This is a genomic window from Pseudomonas sp. SC3(2021) (assembly GCF_019856535.1).
Lineage (GTDB): Bacteria > Pseudomonadota > Gammaproteobacteria > Pseudomonadales > Pseudomonadaceae > Aquipseudomonas > Aquipseudomonas monsensis.
This window is the reverse complement of the sequence record NZ_CP082236.1, coordinates 4,528,028-4,547,500: the sequence shown is the minus strand read 5'-3', so window position 1 is coordinate 4,547,500 and position 19,473 is coordinate 4,528,028. Positions and strand designations below refer to the sequence as shown.

Here is a 19,473-nt window from a genome sequence, read left to right as displayed (position 1 = left end):
CCGCAGCCCCTGCAGGTGTGCGCTCAACCCTCTGTGCGCGGCGTATTGCGAGTGAACACGCTACCGGCATCACGCACCAGTTGCCGCCACTCGGCACTGGTGATCAGCCCCTGCTCCTCCATTTCATCAGCTGCCTTGAGCAACTCGTCGTACTGCTGCTCCGGGTCCAGGCGCATTTGCGCCTGTGTCGCCAGTTTGCGCCATGCCGCGAGGGATGCCTGTTTTTGCTGATCGAACATAAAAGTGTTCTCGTGAAGGACTCCCTTGGTAGAAAGACGCGAGATCACCGAGGTTCAGCGCGGGCGACGGATGGAAGCGCTGCCGGACAAATTCTCTGCGCCACGCGCTTCAAGCAACATCGCGCCCGAGGGTTTTGAAGTCTTTGTGGCGAATTCAGCCTACCGACTGATTACAGGCAATTGGCCAATCCATGTGATCCGATGCGAGAATCTGCCGGATCCCGCCATGCAGCAAAATCATCACGATGACGCAAGGAATGCCTGTGCAATTTTTTAAAAAACTCTTCGCTTCACGGAAAACACCGGTCACTGAATCTGCTCCAGCACTGGAACATACAGAGGAAGCCCACGAAACCTTCTCTTATGACGACCTGAGCGAGGCAGAAAAGACCAACCTGGCCCTGCGAGAGGCCAGCCAGGAATGCCTGGACCGGCACTGGAACAGCGTCGGCGTCAGTGAAAGCGATGTTCTGGGCTACGCGATCAGCCCGAGTTTGATGGGCGGCCCGGACTGGCCATCGACCCGTCAGGCGTATCGTGTGGTGCGTCGAGCCGATTCGATCATCCTCGCTACCGAAGGCATGTCGGACCCGTTCGACGGAGTCGAAGGCCTGGGCAACGGTTTTGAAATGGAATTGTTCATCGAAACCGCAGATATCCCCGAACATGCACGCGGTGCCACGGGCGACGTTTATCCACTCACACGCAGCTGGGCGTTCGAATTGTTGAAACACCTGGCCAGAGAAGTGGCGCACGCCGGTGGACTTACCCACCGGCTGGAGAAATACGGCTCGATGTCATTCGAAATTCCAGGCTTCAGTCAATCGGACTACATGTGCGATCAGTTGCCAGCCCACTTCGTCACCGAGGACGACATGACCGGCATGCTGCTCGGCGCGCCGCAAGCGGATTTCTCCACACAAATCGATGACATGCCGTTATCGCCCGTCAAGCTAGTCAGTGTGATGTTGATCACCGCCGCGGAACTGGAGTACATCCGGGCGGGCGGACAAAATGCTCGCAATGACCTGATCGACCGATTGAAGGCGGCGGGCATCGGGCACGTCAGCAGCCTGACCCGCGCCAGCGTTGTCTGAGCCAGTGCGCCACTTGACCGCCGGCAAGTGGCCTCCCTCTCAGTAGGGTTCTGCGACTCGCCGGTATGGATAGTTCGGTTCTTCGTAGTTGCCCGGTTTCTGCCGTTTGGGCAGCGTCACCTTCTCGCGCTTCACGTCTTCATACGGAATGCGACTGAGCAGATCGGTGATGATGTTCAGGCGTGCCCGGCGCTTGTCGTTGGAATCGGCGACCAGCCACGGTGCGTGTTCGGTGTCGGAGCGCTTGAACATTTCGTCCCGCGCTCGTGAGTAGTCGTACCAGCGGCTGTAGGACTTGAGATCCATTGGGGTCAGTTTCCAGATCTTGCGCCCGTCGTTGATCCGCGCCTCAAGCCGGCGGGTCTGTTCTTCGGGGCTGACTTCCAGCCAGTACTTGAGCAGGATCACGCCAGACTGGACGATCGTGTGCTCCACCCACGGGATGGAGTTGAGAAACTTGTCGGCCTGCTCCTCGGTGCAGAACCCCATTACCCGCTCGACGCCGGCGCGGTTGTACCAGCTGCGATCAAAAATCACCACTTCGCCACCCGCCGGTAAATGCGGCAGGTAACGCTGCACGTGCATCTGGCTCTTTTCACGGTCGGTCGGCGCGGGCAGCGCCACCACACGAAAGACCCGCGGGCTGACACGCTCGGTGATCGCCTTGATCACCCCGCCCTTGCCGGCGCCGTCGCGGCCTTCAAACACGATGCAGACCTTGGCGCCGCTGGCAATGACCCACTCCTGCAACTTGACCAGTTCGACGTGCAGCTTGCGCAACTGCTCAAGGTAGTCCTTGTTGTTCAACTTCGGACGTTCAGGCGCCTTGGCGGCCTTCTTTTTGTCTTTTGCCATGACCGAGCCCTCATGAAACACGACCGCAATGAAATGTTGATTGACCGGGCAATCCAGACACGTGAGGTTAGTTCATGACCGGCCGTTTGCCATGGCCTGGCAAAAAAGCACAGTCGCCATGTGTTTCCCTGGATCTTTCTTGCGTCGCACTGTTCATTGCCCGTTCCCGTCTGCCTGGAGTTTTCTCGATGTCCGCGTCCAAATCCCTGCCCGCCGCCCTGCTGGGCCTCGCCCTCGCCTGCCCGGCACTGGCCGAGACTCAAGGTCTGGAACTGGGGCAAGTGCTGATTTCGGCGCAGGATCAAAACGCTGCGGACGCTTCGATTGAAGAGGCCAGTACCCGCCTCGAACAGGTGCCCGGCGGCACCAATGTGGTCGACATGCGCCAGCCCTTGCAGGGTCGCGTGGCGAACAACCAGGATGTGCTGGCGTATCAACCGGGTGTGTATGCGCAGTCGGCGGGCAACGAAGGCGTGAAGATTTCCATCCGCGGTTCGGGCATCAACCGGGCGCCGGGCGCGCACGCGTCGGGGCTGTACACGATGCTCGACGGCTTGCCGCTGACGGGCCCCGGTGGCACGCCTTACGAATTGCTCGAACCGCTGTGGGTCGATCACGTTGAAGTGTTGCGCGGTGCCAATGGCTTTGACCGGGGCTCTCTGGCGCTGGGCGGCGCCATCGACTACGTCAGCCACACCGGCTACGACGCGCCGAAGCTGCAAGTGCGCTACGCCACCGGCAGCCACGGCTATCAGCAGCGCCAGGTCAGCTCCGGGCAAGTGCTGGGCGACTTTGATTACTACGTGTCGCTGACCGATGCCAACGCCGACGGCTATCAGGATCACACCGCCAGCGAGAGCAAAGGCGTAATCGCCAACTTCGGCTATCGCTTCAATCCGAACCTGGAAACGCGCTTCTACATCCGTTACCGCGAAACCGACAACGACCTCGCCGGCCGCGTGACCAAGCACTCCATCGAACACTCGCCTCGCGCGGCCAATCCGTCCTATGTGGCGCGTGACGACAGCCGCAAGCAGCCGGGCAGCACCTTCATCGGCAACAAGACTACCTACTACATCGACGACGATTCGAGCATTCAGACCGGCCTCGTCTACCACGATTACCCGATGGATTTGCGCGAAGGCCCGAACCGCTTGAAAGTCGCCTATACCGACGTCAGCGGCACGTTCGACTACAAACGTCGTGACACGATTTTCGGCATGGAAAGCCGCAGCACCGTTGGCCTGCGCGTGACCAAACACCTGCCCAATGACGGCGCCAGCGAACTGGTGCGCATACCGACTGGCAACACCGCCGGTTACGCACCGGGCACACACATGCGCAACTTCACCTATCAAGGTTCGGACACCGTTCTGCACGCCGGCAACGACCTGGAAATCGCCGATGACCTGTGGCTGACCACTGGCCTCGCGGCAATCTACACCCGCCGCGAAAGCGCCGTGACCCTGCCGCAAAGCGGCGGCAAAACCAGCATGAACGACTGGGATTACGCGCCGCGCATCGGCCTGCGCTATCAGGTCACGCCGGACTTGCAACTGTTCGGCAACCTCAGCCGCTCGGTCGAAGCGCCGCACCCGTGGTCACTGATCTACAGCTCCAATGTGCGTTTCCCGGCCGGCAATGGCGCGGCGACCGGCACGCAAAAAGACCCGATCAAACTGCAGAACCAGACCGCCACCACCCTTGAACTGGGCGGACGTGGCGAGAGTGCCGCCGGTGAGTGGAGTCTGGCGTGGTACTACGCGCAAGTGCGCCACGAATTGCTGTCGGTATTGCCGGACGCCAACGCCGTCACGCCTTACGAACTCAATGCCAGCCCCACCGTTCACCAAGGGGTCGAGGCAAGCCTGAACAGCAAACTCTGGTCCGCCACTGATGGTCGCCGGTTGAGCCTGCGCCAGGCCTACACCTTCAGCGACTTCCACTATCGCGATGATGATCGCTTCGGCGACAACCGCTTGCCGGGGCTGCCAATGCACTACTACCAGGGTGAGTTGCGCTATGACTGGCCGCAGGGCTTCTTCGCGGCGCTCAATACGCAACTGGTGTCGAAAGTCGCCGTGGATTACGCCAACAGTTACTACGCCGATCCCTACGCGCTGTTCGGCGCAACGCTGGGCTATAACGCGCCCAAGGGCGACTGGCAGACGTGGCTGGACATGCGCAATCTGACCAACCAACACTACGCCGCTACAGTTACGCCGGGATATGACGATAAAGGACTGGACGCCGCGCGTTCGACACCGGGTGAAGGCATGGGGGTTTACCTCGGCGTGTCGTGGAATCTGCTCTGACTCACCGGCAAGCTCTGCGTAACGCTGCGTTCCTTTGGCTTGTGCTTTGCCGATCATTTTTCAGAGAGTCACGGACAGACATCATGGACACACCGTCAGAAAACCCACTCGAAACGAGCCTCAGGCTGGCCGCCGACGAACCGGCGCATCGTCCCGAGTTCTTCAAGACTTTGTTGAACTCACCGGTTTATATCCTCGGCACGACGGGCACAGCGGACGGCCTGGTCAATCTCGAGGCCGGCAGCAACGTCAGCATCGCCCATTGGCAGAAAGCGGACGGCACGTCGGTCATTCCGTTCTTTTCGTCGCTGGCAACGCTGCAACAATCAATCGACGGCGAGGAAAGTTATCTGGAACTGCCCGCCAGGGCCCTGTTCGAGATGACCCAGGGTGCGCACCTGTTCCTGAATCCCAAGTCGCTTTATGGCAAAGAGTTTTTCCCCGAAGAAGTGCGCAATCTGCTCAGCGATGAAGTCGGCCAGAAAGCCACCTCGCGCACTGTCGAAAAAGAAACCAGCGTATTGCTCGGCCAGCCTGCGCATTACCCGTCAACCCTGGTCAACTCGCTGAAGCAGTTACTGGCCAAACACCGCAACGTGAAGCGCGCTTTTCTCGCGCTGATGCACGACACCTCGCTAGATGAAAAGCCGCACCTGATCGTGGGAATTGAGGTCGACGGCGACTTCGAGCAGGTCATGCGCGAAGCGGGGAACGTCGCGGCAGATACGGCACCGGCTGGCGAAGCCGTTGATCTGTGTCGCGTGTGTCCCGGCGAGACGGGGCTGAGCGAGTACTTCCTCACGCAAACCACACCCTTCTACGAACGCAAAGCGGGCAACAAACTGCTGTCATTCCTTGGTTTTGGCCGGGCGTGAGAGCGACTGTCGTTGACGTTTTCTTCGCCTAGGCCCGCCTGTAGCGGACCTGCAAAATCACTGTTGGTTGTACAACATCAAAGTCAATCGGGTTCCATTGATGAAAAAAATCCTGCTTCCTCTCGTCGCCGCCCTGCTATGCCTGCAAGGTTGTGCGGAAATGCCCGCGTATTCCAACGTCGGTGCTGTCACGGCGGTCGACGAATCGCGCTATACCGTCGTCGAAACCGACACTTATGCCGGCCGGCCCCAGCGCCACTTCGCTGATCTGCAGCCGGACCTGAACATCATCCGGATCAACGACGAAAAAGTCGGCAACATTCCCTTTTCCACGTACTACTACAAGAACGACTCCCCGCAGCGCGCGGTGCTCAAGCCGGGCACCTACACCATTCAACTGGAATACCGCCTGCCGCGACAATTTCTGTTTGCGGACTTGAAGTTCGACGGCAAGCCGGGGCAGAAAATCATGGCCCGCTCGAAATACGTGGGCCTCAATCGTCTGAAAGTCTGGCTCGAAGATGCTGCCACCGGGGAAGTGCTGAGCACGATGGACGACTGAGGATCAGGACAGCGCCGCACACGCGATCAACGCCGCCCCGCCTGCCATCCGCAGTCATGAAAAAAGTCACTGGGCAGCCGTGAAAGCGTTTGCGTTTTCGCGGTGAACCCCTGACCTTATTGCGCAAATGGCCGGGTTTGTGACGGAGAAGCGCCCCCATGAATAAGGTTTGCGTACCCGCGTCCGGCGAGCCATTGTCGACGCCCCAGCCGATCAGCCTGCGCGAGGCGTTCTGGTTCTGGCTGAAGCTGGGGTTCATCAGCTTCGGCGGACCGGCCGGGCAGATTTCGATCATGCATCAGGAACTGGTAGAGCGCCGGCGCTGGATGTCCGAGCGCCGCTTTCTGCATGCGCTGAACTACTGCATGTTGCTACCCGGGCCAGAAGCCCAGCAATTGGCGACCTACATCGGCTGGCTCATGCACCGAACCTGGGGCGGGGTGATTGCAGGCGCACTGTTCGTGCTGCCTTCGCTGTTCATCCTGATCGCGCTGTCATGGATGTACATCGCCTTCGGCGAAGTGCCGGCGGTGGCCGGGATTTTCTACGGGATCAAACCCGCCGTGACCGCGATTGTGGTCCAGGCGGCGCATCGCATCGGCTCGCGGGCATTGAAGAACAACTGGCTGTGGGCGATTGCGGCAGCCTCATTTACTGCGATCTTCGCGCTCAATGTGCCGTTTCCGCTGATCGTCCTGGGCGCAGCAGTGATCGGCTACGTCGGCGGGCGCCTGGCACCCGAGAAGTTCAGAGCCGGCGGCCACAGCGCCGCAAAAAAATCCTACGGCCCGGCGTTGATCGACGACGACACGCCTCCACCTGATCATGCCCGATTCAACTGGCTGAAGCTGCTGGCAATTACCTTGACCGGCGCCGCACTGTGGGCGCTGCCAATGACAATCCTGACCACGCTCTTTGGCTGGGAAGGCACGCTGACCCAGATGAGCTGGTTCTTCACCAAAGCCGCACTGCTGACCTTCGGCGGTGCCTACGCGGTGCTGCCCTATGTTTACCAGGGCGCGGTCAGCCATTATGGCTGGCTGACCCCGACACAGATGATCGACGGCCTGGCACTGGGGGAAACCACACCCGGGCCACTGATCATGGTGGTAGCGTTCGTGGCTTTTGTCGGGGCGTATGTCTCGCAGGTATTCGGGCCCGATCAGGTTTTTCTCGCGGGCGCCGTCGCCGCCGCCCTGGTGACCTGGTTCACCTTCCTGCCCTCGTTCCTGTTCATTCTCGCCGGTGGCCCGCTGGTGGAATCGACCCACAACGAACTCAAGTTCACCGCGCCGCTCACCGCGATAACGGCCGCCGTCGTCGGGGTGATCCTCAATCTGGCGTGTTTCTTCGGTTACCACGTGCTCTGGCCAACGGGATTCAGCGGCCACCTCGACTGGCCCTCGGCACTGATCGCCATCGCGGCGGCGATTGCCTTGTTCCGCTTCAAGCGCGGCGTTATCCAGGTATTGCTGGCCTGTGCGCTTGTCGGGATGGTCGTCCATCTGCTGCGCTAGGGGGCAGCCGTGAATGCGCCGCCCTCACGGGCACAGCTTGAGCGAGCACACTACTGCGCTTCAAGCGTGCGCTTCAACCGACGCAGATCCCGATTGACGATCACTCTGTGCGCCAGCCCCACCGGTAGCATGTACAGACGCCCAAAGGCGTTATGGGTAACGACGGATGAGGTGACCGTGAGCACTCGCTCGTCGATCGAAAGGCAAATCATCACATCCAGGTGCCGGTCACGTTCGGTCAGCACCAACACGTCGGGCGCACAGTGCTCCACCCGAAAGAAATCCAGAGAATCGCCAACCGCAACGGTTGCGCGTCTGGCGCCTGAGAATCCGCCGATACGCTTGACCCCGAATAACGAGGAAATCGCGTCCCTCGCGCGAAACGCCAGACGCATGAACAACCCCGGCTTGGCGGTCATGTGGTTCCAGGCATCAAGTGCGCTGAGCTCGACAGGCAGCACAACCGACCGGCGATCAAAGTAATCGAGATCGGCCACGGCCCGCAGGGTGTGAACAGGTGATGAGGTCGCCAACGATAATCCCTTTCATAGGCTCGATTGCCCTTTGCGATGAAATGCCAAAGGTTCAGGGCGCCATGCTACGCCATCCTGATCGAGATCGCTGAGCGGTCAAGAGCCACCCCGGCGGTGGCTCTCGCTGCAACGGGCTTCAGCCCCGCCGCTCACGCGCGCTTGGGCAGTTTCCAGTTCGGCCGGATGAAATGGCAGGTGTAGCCATTGGGAATGCGCTCGAGGTAATCCTGATGCTCCGGTTCCGCCTCCCAGAACGGCCCCGCCGGTTCGATTTCGGTGACCGCCGGGCCCGGCCACAGTTTTGAAGCATCGACGTCGGCAGTGGTGTCCTCGGCGATGGCGCGTTGTGCTTCGCTGAGGTAATAAATCGCCGAACGATAGCTGCGACCAAGGTCGTTGCCCTGACGGTTGGGCGTGCTCGGGTCGTGAATCTGGAAGAAGAACTCAAGGATCTGCCGGTAGCTGATCACCGCAGGATCGAAGACGATTTCGATGGCTTCGGCGTGATCGCCATGGTTGCGGTACGTGGCATTCGGCACATCGCCGCCGGTATAACCGACGCGGGTGTGCAGCACGCCGGGATAGCGCCGCAGCAAGTCCTGCATGCCCCAGAAGCAGCCGCCGGCGAGAATGGCGGTTTCGGTTTGAGTGGTCATGGTCTGGCGTTCCTCTCGAAGGCGTGGGGGAACTACTGTTATGTGGGCATATGGGCTGATTCCAAGGGGCGGCGTCAACAGCTCTGGCGTTTCGCGGCCTGATTGGCTTCTTCAAGCAAAGCCCCGGTGATACGCCGCCCGTGGTAATCACTGACAAAGTCATTGATCCGGTTAGCCAGGTGCCGAATGGAAAGCCAGCCCAGGGCGTGGTTATCACGTAATTTGACCGAAACGCCCATCGACTCCCGACGTTCAGGAGCAAATCCCTGGGAAATTTCCTACACGCCAGCGGGAAGCCGGCTATTCGGTGCGCGCCCCGTGATCCTGATAATTCCGCCCTTCGTTGGCCGACGCCAACAACGTCCAGATGCAGTCAGTCTGCATTGAATGGCCGTTTTCTTCTCAGGAGGGCACATACCATGAAGATCGGGTTACGGATGCTGGGCGGGCTTGGCGCAACGGCGTTGATGTTGACGGCGGCACCGGCGATGGCGGCTTGCACCTGGGCGACGGGCAACAATACGGTCAAGCAGTTGACGCTCACCGGCGGCGCAGTGTTCGCGCCGCGAGACGTGCCGATCGGCACCACGTTGAACAGCAATGGCACCATGCGTCAGCTGAATTTCGGTGACACCTTGCTCTGTTATGGCACGGCGACCTATAACACGGCACTGGTCGGTCCGGTGGCGGTGAACATTCCGGTGGACGTGCTGGATGTGCCGGCCAATGCCTTGCTGCAGACCAACGTGCCCGGTATTGGCCTGGCCATCTACATGACCGGTTTCGCTGCCGCATGGATTCCGCCGCCGGGCAACCCCAGCCGATTCATTCCCTTCAACATGAATCGCACCGCCCCCAGCCAGGCGAACATGAGCCAGGCGATGATGCGTTATGCGCTGATCAAGACCGGGGACATCGCGCCCGGTACCCACACCATCAACCAACTGGTCGCCACTGGCACTTCGGATATGGGGCCAATGTTCGATCTGACTTTCACCGCCACCGTGACCCTGGCCGGCTGCTCTCTGCCCGCCGCACCGGGCAACCAGATCAATGTGCCGATGGGCACCTGGGAAAAACGCGTATTCAACGGCAAGAATTCCACCACCCAGGCCCAGCCGTTCGCCATTACCCTCAACGCCTGCATCGCCGGCAATAACTACCCGTCCAACACCAACGGCTACTTCAATGGCAACTTCGCCAACATCCAGATCGACGCCGACAAGACATCGACCATCCTCGACGCGGCCAACGGTGTCTTGAGCCTGTCGACCGATTCGACGGCTCAGGGCGTGGCGATCCAGGTGTTGCAGGACAACGGCTCGCCGATGAATCTGGGGCAGCCCGTGCAACTCAACCGCATCGTCAACGGCGTGACGTCAGTACCGCTCAAGGCCCGTTATATCCAGACCGGCGATGGACCGACGCCGCAACCCGGTACCGCCAATGGCCATGCGAGTTTCACCGTGACTTACCGCTGAAATCCACCAACAAAAATCCACCTGTTTTTCCCGACGCTCCCCCTTTGCAATCGCCGATTCCGTGCGGTGCCAAAGGCGGGGCGTTTTTTTTGGCGACAACTTATTGATCGCGCAGCAGCGCTGGGAAATTTCCTACAAGCAAAGGGATTTTCCCTACATAGCGCTCTCATCAACGTCCAGATAATGAGCCTCAGACGCCACGCTCTGCCCCCGACGGGATGGCGACGTCGATCCGTCTCAGGGCCTTCGGGCTTGCGGACATTTATTCAATATCTGGAAGTGATCATGAAAAATTTTGCGCTCAAAGGTTTGTCCCTGGCCCTGGTTCTGGCAGCCGCGTCGCAAGCCGCAATGGCCGCCGACGGTGAAATCAACTTCGTCGGCAGCGTGACCGACAACACCTGTCCGGTAGTGGTTTCCGACCTCAACGGTTCGGCCGGTGCCGGCGACGTCGGCCTTGGCAGCGTGCCGGCCACCTCCCTGGCTTCTGCCGGTCAAGTGGCAGGTGGCGGCGCTTTCACCCTGACCATCGACACCACTGCACCGGGTTGTAACGTCACCGGCAAGAAAGCCGTGGTCAAGTTTCTCTCGCTGAGCGGCAACGCCGGTTCCAGCGGCCAGTGGATCGGCCTGCTGCCGGAAGCGGGCGTGGCCACCAACGTCGCCGTGCAGATCAAGGATGCGTCCGGCAAAGACGTGCAACTGGGTCTGGAATCCTCGCCTTATCTGGACCTGACCCAACCGCTGCGCTTCACCGCCAACTACGTGGCAACCGGCACAGCCACTTCCGGTCCGGCGAACGCCAAAGCCGCCTTTACCGTCGACTACCAGTAAGTCCGGTCAGCCTCCGGCGGCGATTGCCGCCGCCGGGCGCCCTTCCCTTTGCCACGGTTTTGTGGCCGTGCCGACAAGAGGATGAACGCAATGAACTCAGTCAGATCCCCCTTCAGAACCGCATCGACATTGGCTGTGTTACTGAGCGCGACGTTGCTCAGCAGCTTCAGCCAGGCCGGTGTGATGCTCGGCGGCACGCGTATCGTGTACGACGGCAACAAACGCGATGCCTCGATCACCGTGAGCAACACCACGGCCGAGGCCTACGCGGTGCAGGCCTGGATCAACACCGAGGCTGACGACAACACCACCGCCACCCCGTTCGTGGCCACCCCGCCGCTGTTTCGCCTCGATCCGCGCAAAGAGCAAATGGTGCGCATCCAGAAAGTACCCGGCGATCTGCCACAAGACCGCGAATCGGTCTTCTACTTCAACGCCCAGGAAATCCCGCTGGCCGGCAAGCCTGACGCCAATACCTTGAAGATCGCCATGCGCACGCGGATCAAAGTCTTCTATCGCCCGCCCACCCTCAAGGGCAGCCCAATGGATGCGCCGCCGCAACTGCGCTGGAGTCTGCAGCAGGAACAAGGCAAACCGGTGCTGGTGGTCAACAACCCGTCGGCGTTTCACGTGTCCTTTATCGGCGTAAAAGTCGAGGCCGGTGCGCAGGTCGTTGAAGTCAATGAACCGAAGATGGTCGCGCCGATGAGCAGCCAGCGTTATGCGCTGCCAGGTTTCAGCGCTCGCAGCGGCGCAGTGGTGTTCTCCGCCATCAATGACTACGGCGGTTACAGCGAGCCGAAAAAAGTCGAGCTGAGCAGCGCCCCGTAACACCGCCCCCTTTTCTTGCGAACCCGCCTGCACGCTGCCGATGCCGCGTGACGGCCGAGTGTTGAGTATTGTCATGCGAATCGAAGCCCTGAACCGTCATCGTCAGTCCGTGCCTTTTGTTCCATTGCATCTGTCGGTCGCCATTCTCACGGTGCTGATGGGCAGCTCGGCGAGCGCGGACGAACCGGCGAAATTTGATGCCAGCTTCATGCAGCCCTTCGGTGGCGCCAGCGCCGGGCCCAACCTCGACCTGGACGCCATCGCCAACAGCGGCAGCATCGGCCCCGGCACTTACCCGGTGGTGATTCGCCTGAACCAGAGTTTTTTTGACCGCCGCGACATGACTTTCGCCAAGGACGAAAAAAGCGCTGAAGTGCGCGCCTGTCTGTCCGAGGCGTTCCTCAAGGAACTCGGGGTCAAGGTCGATGCGTTCCTGACCCCGGGTGAGTCATTCCCCGCGTGCATCGACCTTGCCCAATTGATCGAAGGCGCTTCGGTGAGCTTCGACGCCGGGCGCCTGACCCTCGACATCAGCGTGCCGCAGATCGCCTTGCGCCGCGACGCCGCGGGTTATGTCGCTCCGCAGGAATGGGATCGCGGGATCAACGCGGCGATGCTCAACTATCAGTTCTCGGCGGCCAACACGCAGTCCGACGCCCGTGGCAACGGCACGCAATACAACCTCTACGCCAACGGCGGATTCAACCTCGGCGACTGGCGTTTTCGTTCCAGTTCCTCGTTCCGTCAGGATGAAGACGGCCAGCAGGACTGGCAGCGCAGCAACACCTATGCACAGCGTGATCTGACCGCGATCAAGAGCACGCTGACCCTGGGCGAAAGCTTCACCCCGGGTGATGTGTTTGACAGCATTCCGTTTCGCGGCGCCCAGGTGGCGTCCGACATGGGCATGCTGCCGGACTCGATGCAAGGTTATGCGCCGATCATTCGCGGCATCGCCGAAACCCAGGCCAAGGTCGAAGTGCGCCAGAACGGCTACTCGCTGTACACCACGTATGTGGCGCCCGGCGCGTTCGAAATCGACGATCTCAATGCGGCATCGGGCAGTGGCGACCTGGAAGTGATCATCACCGAAGCTGACGGTCGCGAGCGGCGCTTCACCCAACCGTACGCCACGCTGGCGAACATGCTGCGGGAAAAAACCTGGCGCTACAGCGCCACCGCCGGTGAGTACAACGCTGTCGACGGCGGCCAGCGCCCGGCCTTCGCCCAGGCCTCTCTGGCTTACGGTTTGCCGTTCGATCTGACGGTGTATGGCGGTCTGTTGGGCGCTGACTTCTATCGCGCTGGCGTCGTCGGCGTGGGCAAAAGCCTCGGCAGTCTGGGCGCCGTTTCGCTGGACGTTACCCAGGCCCAGACCGATGTACCGAGGGGTTCCGGAGTCGCGGCCGGCAAAGAGAAAGGCCAGAGTTTTGGCGTGCGCTACGGCAAGGCATTCGAAACTGGCACTTCGGTACGCTTCGCCGGCTATCGCTATTCCACCGAAGGCTATCGCGACTTTGATGAAGCGGTGCGCCTGCAAGAACCGAACGAATTCAACACGTTCTCCAAGCGCAGCAAAGTCGAAGCCAGCATCAACCAGGCCCTCGACAGCTACGGCTCGTTCTACCTGAACATGAGCAAGCAGAACTACTGGGGTACCTCGCGCGAAGACAAACAGATGCAATTGGGCTTCAACACCCAATACAAAGGCGTGACCTACGGCATCTACGCCAGCAAGACCCTGACCGACAACTTCGGCCAGAACAATCAAGTGGTGTTCAGCGTATCCATGCCCATCGGCCAGACGCGCAGCACCGGCACCTACACGGTTACGCGCAATAACGACGGCAGCCTCGACCAGCGTGCCGGCCTGAGCGGGCGCGACGGCAACCTCAACTACAACGTCAACGCCAACCGCTCCGACAACGGCGGCAACAACGGCTCGGCCCTGATCGGCTACCGCGCGCCGTTCGCCCAACTCGGCGCCGGCGTCAGTGTCGGCAGCGGTTACCGACAGACCTCGGTGAGCGCCGCAGGCTCCGTGCTCGGTCACAGTGATGGCCTCGAATTCGGCCAGACCCTCGGCGAAACCGTGGCCCTGGTCGAAGTCAAAGACACCCCGAACGTCGGCGTCCTCAACGCGCCCGGCACGTTGACCAACGCCAAGGGGTATGCCCTGGTCCCCTACGTCACGCCTTACCGTAAAAACCGCGTGGCACTGGACACCGGCGAGCTGGACAACAACATCGACATCGAAGAAGGCGTGACCAACGTCGTGCCGCGTCGCGGTGCCGTGGTCAAAGCCAGCTTCGCCGCCAGCCGCTCGGAAAAAGCGCTGCTCAACGTACGCCTCAAGGACGGCAAGCAACCACCGTTCGGCACCACCATCACCAACGAAAAAGGCGCCAGTGCCGGCGTCGTCGGCCAGGCCGGCCAAGTGTTGCTGTCAGTGGGTGAAGGCAAGGTCTTCCAAATGAAATGGGGCGAAAAGACCGGACAGAGTTGCCGCATCGAACTGGATGTGAGCAAAGCACCCATGGTGGACGGTTATCGCGTGGCAGATGCGTTGTGTGAATAAATCGGGAGGCCTGATACGCGGTGATTGCTTTGCTCGCGATAGCGCCCGCCCAGCCGACAGCAACGTGACTGCCCGACCGCTATCGCGCCATCCCGGAGAAAAACCCTGTTCTCCGTCCGCGAACCATCGTAATTTACGCGCCATAACTACAAGGTCGTTTTGGGGATGTAAGTGGGCGCTTATCGACTGCTATTGGCCGTGCTGGTCGCTGTTTCGCATATGGGCAAGACGTTCATGGGCTTGAACCCGGGCGTGATCGCCGTGATTTCTTTCTTGATCATCAGCGGTTTCGTGATGACTTCGCTGATCGAGCGCAACTACCAGGCGCCTGGGAAAGTAGGTCTGTTCTACCTCGACAGGGTCCTGCGCCTTTACCCTCAGTTCCTGCTCTACTTCTTCGCGGCAAGTGCGGTGCTCTACATCCTGTTCCCCGGCTCGCCCCAAGAAGCCGAACTGACGTTCAAAAACATTGCTGCGAGCCTGGCTATGGTGCCACTGGGCTTCTACATGTTTGGCGCAACCGGAAACGGCATCCTGCCACCGGCCTGGTCGCTTGGACTGGAAATGTGCTTCTACCTGGTCATCCCTTTCCTGATCCTCTATCGAGCGCGGGGTGTTGCCTTCGTCTTGTCCGTCGCCGTGTTCATCCCCGCGTGCCTTGGCCTGATCAACACTGACGTGTATGGCTACCGCTTGTTGCCAGGGGTGCTGTTCATCTTTCTGTGCGGCAGCTACCTGTACAAACCGCAGGCGAAGAGCCTGGCGATCGTGGCAGGCACCGCCGTTGCGGCGGCATTGATCTTCATCGCGATCATGGCCGGCTGGATCGAGCGCCGACCGTCCAATGCCGAAGTGGCCGCAGGCATTGCTCTCGGCATACCCGCGGTGTATCTGCTGACGAAACTCAAGTATCACCGGGCTGACGAATTCCTCGGGAACATCAGCTACGGGGTGTTCCTGAATCACTATGCGGTGATGTACTTCCTGCACGGTCTATGGCCGATTAGCTCATACGATGCTTACACCGTGGCCAAGATACTGGGCCTGTCGTTCCTGTTGAGTGGCATTTCATATTACTGCGTCGAAAGGCCAGCGTTGAAACTCAGGCATGCACTGAGGGGTGGCGTGAAGGATGGCGGCAGGCAAGTGCGCGGTGGTGAAACTGCGGCTTGATTGCCAGCGCAGGCGTTTGCGCCAACAATCGGGCGGATTCATTGATCGAAGCAGGCGCTCACGAACGCCTGCTCAGGTCTTAGTGCAAAAGCTGCCCGTCAGAGCGCCAAATCTGATGTTTTCAATCCTTGAACAGCGTCCAGCCATGGCAAATGCCGGCAAAGTCTTTCGCCGTAAAAAATAATACAAGTTCCTCCGGGTCAAACTTTTTGTACAACCAGTGCCCAGGAACAGGGCCTCTCGTTATCACGTATTGCAGGCGGTATTTTCCAATAGCCCCAGAATGGAATGAGGCTGCACTTAGCTCGAACTTGTCACCCTGGTTCAGTGCCCACAGTTTTCCGACAAGGCAGTCGTCTCCGACCACCGCTTCAGCGGTCGCCATCAGATACCGTGTATGGAGTTTTTTTTGAAGTCGGGCGCTTCTGGGCATGGATCAACCTTTAGATGGAACGAGAACTGCCGAGGGGGCGAGCGAGCCGAATTGATCGCGTGCTCTGGCCGGAAGCAAAACGATCATCAGCCCTACCCGCCCGATGCGCAAAGACTGGCGCTAGCCTTGAACAAAAACAACCTCACCCCTTCTTCTTGAACAATTTATTCAGGTAGTACTTCACACTCCAGCGATCCTTCGGCCTTGGCTTGTAATGGGTTTTGTTCCTCTGCGAAGGATCAATCCCTTGTCCGCTTGCGGTGTAGTAATAAAGCGCAATCGACCGACGAGTGATGCCTTCAGGTGTCGTCAACGGCTCCGGATGCCCGTGATTGCTGTCCTTGTCCGTGTTGAAAATCACGCAACGGTTATAGACCGGCAGAATTTTTTTCAGGCATTTCTTCATCCCCACATCCCAAAGCTCCAGATTACCGCCGTACGCCTCCTGCCAGTCTTGCGTCAGGTAAATGATCACGTTCAACCGTCGCTCGACATTGAGCTTTTTGTTGAGCCGGAAGTCCGAGTGCACACCGAGGAAGCCACCGCTCCTGGTTTCGTGCAGGCCGCCGCCAGTGAAATAGGGATCGGGAATCAGGCCCTGGATGCCGGTGAGCTTTTCAAGGAACTGCAGCATCGGCGCGGAGTTGAAGGTGTTGAATACGCTCTTCAAATAGGGGCTGCATTCGTTGGGACTGATCTGGCGCTTGAGCTGGCCTTTGTAGCCACGCTCGTAAATCATTTCGTTGTGGGTTGGCTCGACCGGGAAGTGCGTGCGGATACTGGCAATGACATCCTGGTGCAGAAAATTGTCGATGACGATGTGCGGGAATGGCGTGGCCTGGATGTATTGACTGGACAGCGACTCGCCAAACGCGCTGGCGGCGTTCTGGTCGAAATCGAGCTCCGGGGACAAGGTGATGGGTAGTGTTCGCGTATCGGGTTGCATTACCGCTCCAATAAACTTGTATAGAGCCTTTCAGGCCATTTCAAACAGGGTCATTGCGCGAGCAGATTGCCATGTCGGCCATGGCCTGCCGAGCAGGGTGTTCTGAAAAGCGGCGCGATGCTGTTACGACATGTTTCTGACTTTCAGTAAGGAATTAACCAGATCCAGTTTCAGAGCCTCGCCCCAAAAGGTCCATATCGACCCTGCATGGTTGGCACATTACCTTCTATGCCAACTTCACCTGGAGATATTTCCACAAGAATTTTTTAAATATCGGGCAAACGTGCCGCTCGCCTAACCAATCCCACTTCCTGCCCGTTACTTGGGCATGAAATCAATCCAATAGCCTCTGGGTCTCATATGTTTTCTTCGATGGCTTAGCTACCGTACGACAAACTGACAATAGCACCTGCGGAAACACGATTGTCGGAGACATCGCCTCAACGGGTTCTCATCAATAACTTGGCTGGGAAAACTTTGGGAATCACTGGAGCCAATAGGAACAATATCACCAGTGATTAGCGACAGAAAAACTTGCACTAGTAATATTGGAATGTAACTCATTAAAAACATCCGCACCACGTCCGGTCTTTTACCACCACCCAGGCCAGGCGCACAATGAGATATTTGACTTTAATTTCACTGTTACTCACTCTTAACATTGACCCATACAACAAAACCCCTAACAGAAAAACCTATAAGCCCCTCTATGAACAACACCCAAATCCTCAGGTAAAATTTTTTCAATATCCACGCGCATTACAGAAACTATCGAGACATAGAAAATCTTACAAACAACAAAAACAAAACATCGCAAACCATAGAAAACAAAGACCAGACATCAACTCAATTGCAACAACACCGACAGACATCGAAACTTATGCAAAACGGTTAGATATACTGCAGGGCAACATATATGGCAACAATCACCCCCAACCACATGCGTAGAGAGCACTTAAACCGGCGAATGAATTCTGACTCATTGACAATCAACCGATTTTGACTACGAAAGATGTGGCTTGATGCTATTCAGTGGCTCGAAAAGGGATCAGACCACACTTCATGTATTGGTCTGCCCTCACCCTCCCTTCTAAGAAGGCCTAACTTTTTCGAGAACTTTTACAACCTGATCGAGCCCATCAAAAGTAGAAGGTATTTCACTATCTCCACCCACAATCCCACTGAATATCACTTGTTCAAATCTTTCAAATGTACCCGCAGCAGCTTCTTTCGAGTTACCCGCAAACTCTGAGTACTTCAGTACAAATTGAGTTAAAGCCACTCTAAGATCAATTTGCAACAACTGCGACTTCAACGACCGATAGTTATGCAAAGTCACTTTAAAAAAGTACAATAAAACCAACTCAAAACCAAAAAATGTGACAAAAGACATTATCTTTTTAAAATATTTTGATGACTCCCCCGCGTCTAAGACCTTGCTTTCTTTAACAACATTGACCTTTTCGGACAAACTGACAGAAGTTGCGGCTGCTCCGTTAGTTCTTTCACTTGACGCTTGATCTGTAGCCTGATTCGGACCCGCAGCGCCACCATTCGGCCTCACCTCGCTGACCTCACTCACAGCCGAAGCAGAGGAGCTATCGAACAACTCAAATAAAACCTTAACAAAAAGAGGAGCAATCATAATTACCCCAAGGAAAACCAAAAACCTTAGTGTATTTGTCGCTTCCTTTTTCTTCAAAGCCCGCATACTGCGAAACGCACGATTCAACCCTAAAAAGTTAAAACTCCGCTCATACTCATCCAAATTCCCTTTTAGCTTTTCAACAACTTGGCTTTTATCCCCCAAGGTCTTTTCAAGATTTCTTTTAAAGTCCTCTCCTTGCTGAATAACCCTCGGCAGCTCGGCCAAGGTCACCAACTCTTTACGATGGAGATACTTTCTCAAAACGCCGATTACTATTCGATTTCGTGCAGTTTGAAAATCCACCTTATTGCTATAATCCAAAAAATAGGACTCTTTAAGGAAACTAGTCCAGCCAATCAATGACCTGGGGAGACCATACTGATAGGCGATTTCCAACTCCAATAGAAATTGATAGCAAAGTACCGCCAAGGGTTCCAACTCGCCGACATCACCAGTAGCGTCGACGTTAAACTTTCTTAGAGCCCCCTTGAAAATATTGCCAAATTCTTCTATACAATATAAGCAATTCTGATTTGCAACATTATAGCTTTGCCAAAAAAAATCCAAACTACGCTGTGTAAAACTCCTTAAACGTGTAAGCCGCTCATCAGAGCCAGAGTCAGAAATATTGTTAATTTTCTCGACGGCAACTTTTATCAGCTTAACCAAATCCGGATCTGAAAAAAAACCCGGCGAATCTGAAGTATCCTCATTAACACCAGCGTCCATAATTAATTATCTCCTTATTTAAAGTTTTTATTTCATACCACTAAAAGCCGCACAAAATACAGGCCCTATGCCACCATGTCTATCTCTCGTCACGTCCTCCCTCTAGTAAGGTCGTTCGTAATAAAGATGTCATTCATCACCATCTACCCTTTCGCTTCGAACAAAGAGCCC

Annotated in this window: 18 protein-coding genes; 10 read left to right on the top strand and 8 right to left on the bottom strand. The window is 57.7% G+C overall.

From position 1 onward, the window contains the following. Positions 1-23: 23 nt before the first annotated feature. A complete protein-coding gene (locus K5Y35_RS20325; protein ID WP_123464244.1) occupies positions 24-239 on the bottom strand; it encodes a hypothetical protein in 216 nt (71 codons plus the stop codon). 263 nt (positions 240-502) lie between these two features. Here K5Y35_RS20325 and K5Y35_RS20320 point away from each other — a divergent pair, with 263 nt between their 5' ends. Then, positions 503-1,336, top strand: a complete 834-nt coding sequence (locus K5Y35_RS20320) for a suppressor of fused domain protein (RefSeq protein WP_222832753.1) — start codon at positions 503-505, stop codon at positions 1,334-1,336. A gap of 39 nt (positions 1,337-1,375) precedes the next feature. On the opposite strand, the gene ppk2 is transcribed toward K5Y35_RS20320, so the two are convergent. Next, complete coding sequence (gene ppk2 / locus K5Y35_RS20315) at positions 1,376-2,191, bottom strand: polyphosphate kinase 2 (RefSeq protein ID WP_222832752.1); 816 nt, start codon at positions 2,189-2,191, stop codon at positions 1,376-1,378. Positions 2,192-2,379: 188 nt separating this feature from the next. Between ppk2 and K5Y35_RS20310 the strand changes: the two genes are divergently transcribed. The 4 genes from K5Y35_RS20310 (at position 2,380) to chrA (ending at position 7,460) form a co-directional block, all read left to right on the top strand. Continuing rightward, a complete protein-coding gene (locus K5Y35_RS20310) occupies positions 2,380-4,506 on the top strand; it encodes a TonB-dependent receptor family protein (RefSeq protein ID WP_222832751.1) in 2,127 nt (708 codons plus the stop codon). An 83-nt stretch (positions 4,507-4,589) separates the two neighbouring features. Continuing rightward, complete coding sequence (gene sseB / locus K5Y35_RS20305; protein ID WP_222832750.1) at positions 4,590-5,381, top strand: enhanced serine sensitivity protein SseB; 792 nt, start codon at positions 4,590-4,592, stop codon at positions 5,379-5,381. 100 nt (positions 5,382-5,481) lie between these two features. Beyond that, positions 5,482-5,943 (top strand): hypothetical protein, encoded by a 462-nt coding sequence (locus tag K5Y35_RS20300; protein ID WP_128614948.1) that lies wholly within the window; start codon positions 5,482-5,484, stop codon positions 5,941-5,943. 158 nt (positions 5,944-6,101) lie between these two features. Continuing rightward, positions 6,102-7,460: a chromate efflux transporter gene (gene chrA, locus K5Y35_RS20295; RefSeq protein WP_222832749.1), complete on the top strand. Its 1,359-nt coding sequence runs from the start codon at positions 6,102-6,104 to the stop codon at positions 7,458-7,460. 50 nt (positions 7,461-7,510) lie between these two features. Here chrA and K5Y35_RS20290 read toward each other — a convergent pair whose 3' ends face one another. From K5Y35_RS20290 to K5Y35_RS20280, 3 genes are all read right to left on the bottom strand, one after another. Beyond that, a complete protein-coding gene (locus K5Y35_RS20290) occupies positions 7,511-7,993 on the bottom strand; it encodes a DUF2867 domain-containing protein (protein WP_222832748.1) in 483 nt (160 codons plus the stop codon). Positions 7,994-8,142: 149 nt separating this feature from the next. Then, a complete protein-coding gene (msrA, locus tag K5Y35_RS20285; protein ID WP_123464229.1) occupies positions 8,143-8,649 on the bottom strand; it encodes a peptide-methionine (S)-S-oxide reductase MsrA in 507 nt (168 codons plus the stop codon). A 74-nt stretch (positions 8,650-8,723) separates the two neighbouring features. Beyond that, entirely contained in the window at positions 8,724-8,888 is a 165-nt protein-coding gene (locus K5Y35_RS20280) for a hypothetical protein (RefSeq protein WP_222832747.1), read from the bottom strand. A 180-nt stretch (positions 8,889-9,068) separates the two neighbouring features. On the opposite strand from K5Y35_RS20280, the gene K5Y35_RS20275 reads away from it, so the two are divergent. From K5Y35_RS20275 to K5Y35_RS20255, 5 genes are all read left to right on the top strand, one after another. Then, positions 9,069-10,130 (top strand): fimbrial protein, encoded by a 1,062-nt coding sequence (locus K5Y35_RS20275; RefSeq protein ID WP_123464226.1) that lies wholly within the window; start codon positions 9,069-9,071, stop codon positions 10,128-10,130. Between the two features lie 285 nt (positions 10,131-10,415). Beyond that, complete coding sequence (locus tag K5Y35_RS20270) at positions 10,416-10,964, top strand: fimbrial protein (protein ID WP_123464224.1); 549 nt, start codon at positions 10,416-10,418, stop codon at positions 10,962-10,964. Between the two features lie 90 nt (positions 10,965-11,054). Next, on the top strand, positions 11,055-11,795 hold the full coding sequence (locus K5Y35_RS20265; RefSeq protein WP_222832746.1) for a molecular chaperone: 741 nt from the start codon (positions 11,055-11,057) through the stop codon (positions 11,793-11,795). Positions 11,796-11,868: 73 nt separating this feature from the next. Beyond that, positions 11,869-14,373 carry a fimbria/pilus outer membrane usher protein gene (locus K5Y35_RS20260; protein ID WP_222832745.1) on the top strand — a complete coding sequence of 835 codons (2,505 nt, stop codon included), beginning with the start codon at positions 11,869-11,871 and terminating at the stop codon, positions 14,371-14,373. 171 nt (positions 14,374-14,544) lie between these two features. After that, positions 14,545-15,546 carry an acyltransferase family protein gene (locus K5Y35_RS20255; protein ID WP_222832744.1) on the top strand — a complete coding sequence of 334 codons (1,002 nt, stop codon included), beginning with the start codon at positions 14,545-14,547 and terminating at the stop codon, positions 15,544-15,546. 121 nt (positions 15,547-15,667) lie between these two features. On the opposite strand, the gene K5Y35_RS20250 is transcribed toward K5Y35_RS20255, so the two are convergent. The 3 genes from K5Y35_RS20250 to K5Y35_RS20240 form a co-directional block, all read right to left on the bottom strand. After that, positions 15,668-15,979 carry a hypothetical protein gene (locus tag K5Y35_RS20250; protein WP_222832743.1) on the bottom strand — a complete coding sequence of 104 codons (312 nt, stop codon included), beginning with the start codon at positions 15,977-15,979 and terminating at the stop codon, positions 15,668-15,670. Positions 15,980-16,121: 142 nt separating this feature from the next. Next, a complete protein-coding gene (locus K5Y35_RS20245; protein WP_222832742.1) occupies positions 16,122-16,925 on the bottom strand; it encodes a 2OG-Fe(II) oxygenase in 804 nt (267 codons plus the stop codon). 1,090 nt (positions 16,926-18,015) lie between these two features. Beyond that, the gene (locus K5Y35_RS20240) at positions 18,016-19,302 is read right to left on the bottom strand and encodes a hypothetical protein (protein ID WP_222832741.1); all 1,287 of its coding nucleotides are present in this window, start codon (positions 19,300-19,302) and stop codon (positions 18,016-18,018) included. Positions 19,303-19,473: the final 171 nt, after the last annotated feature.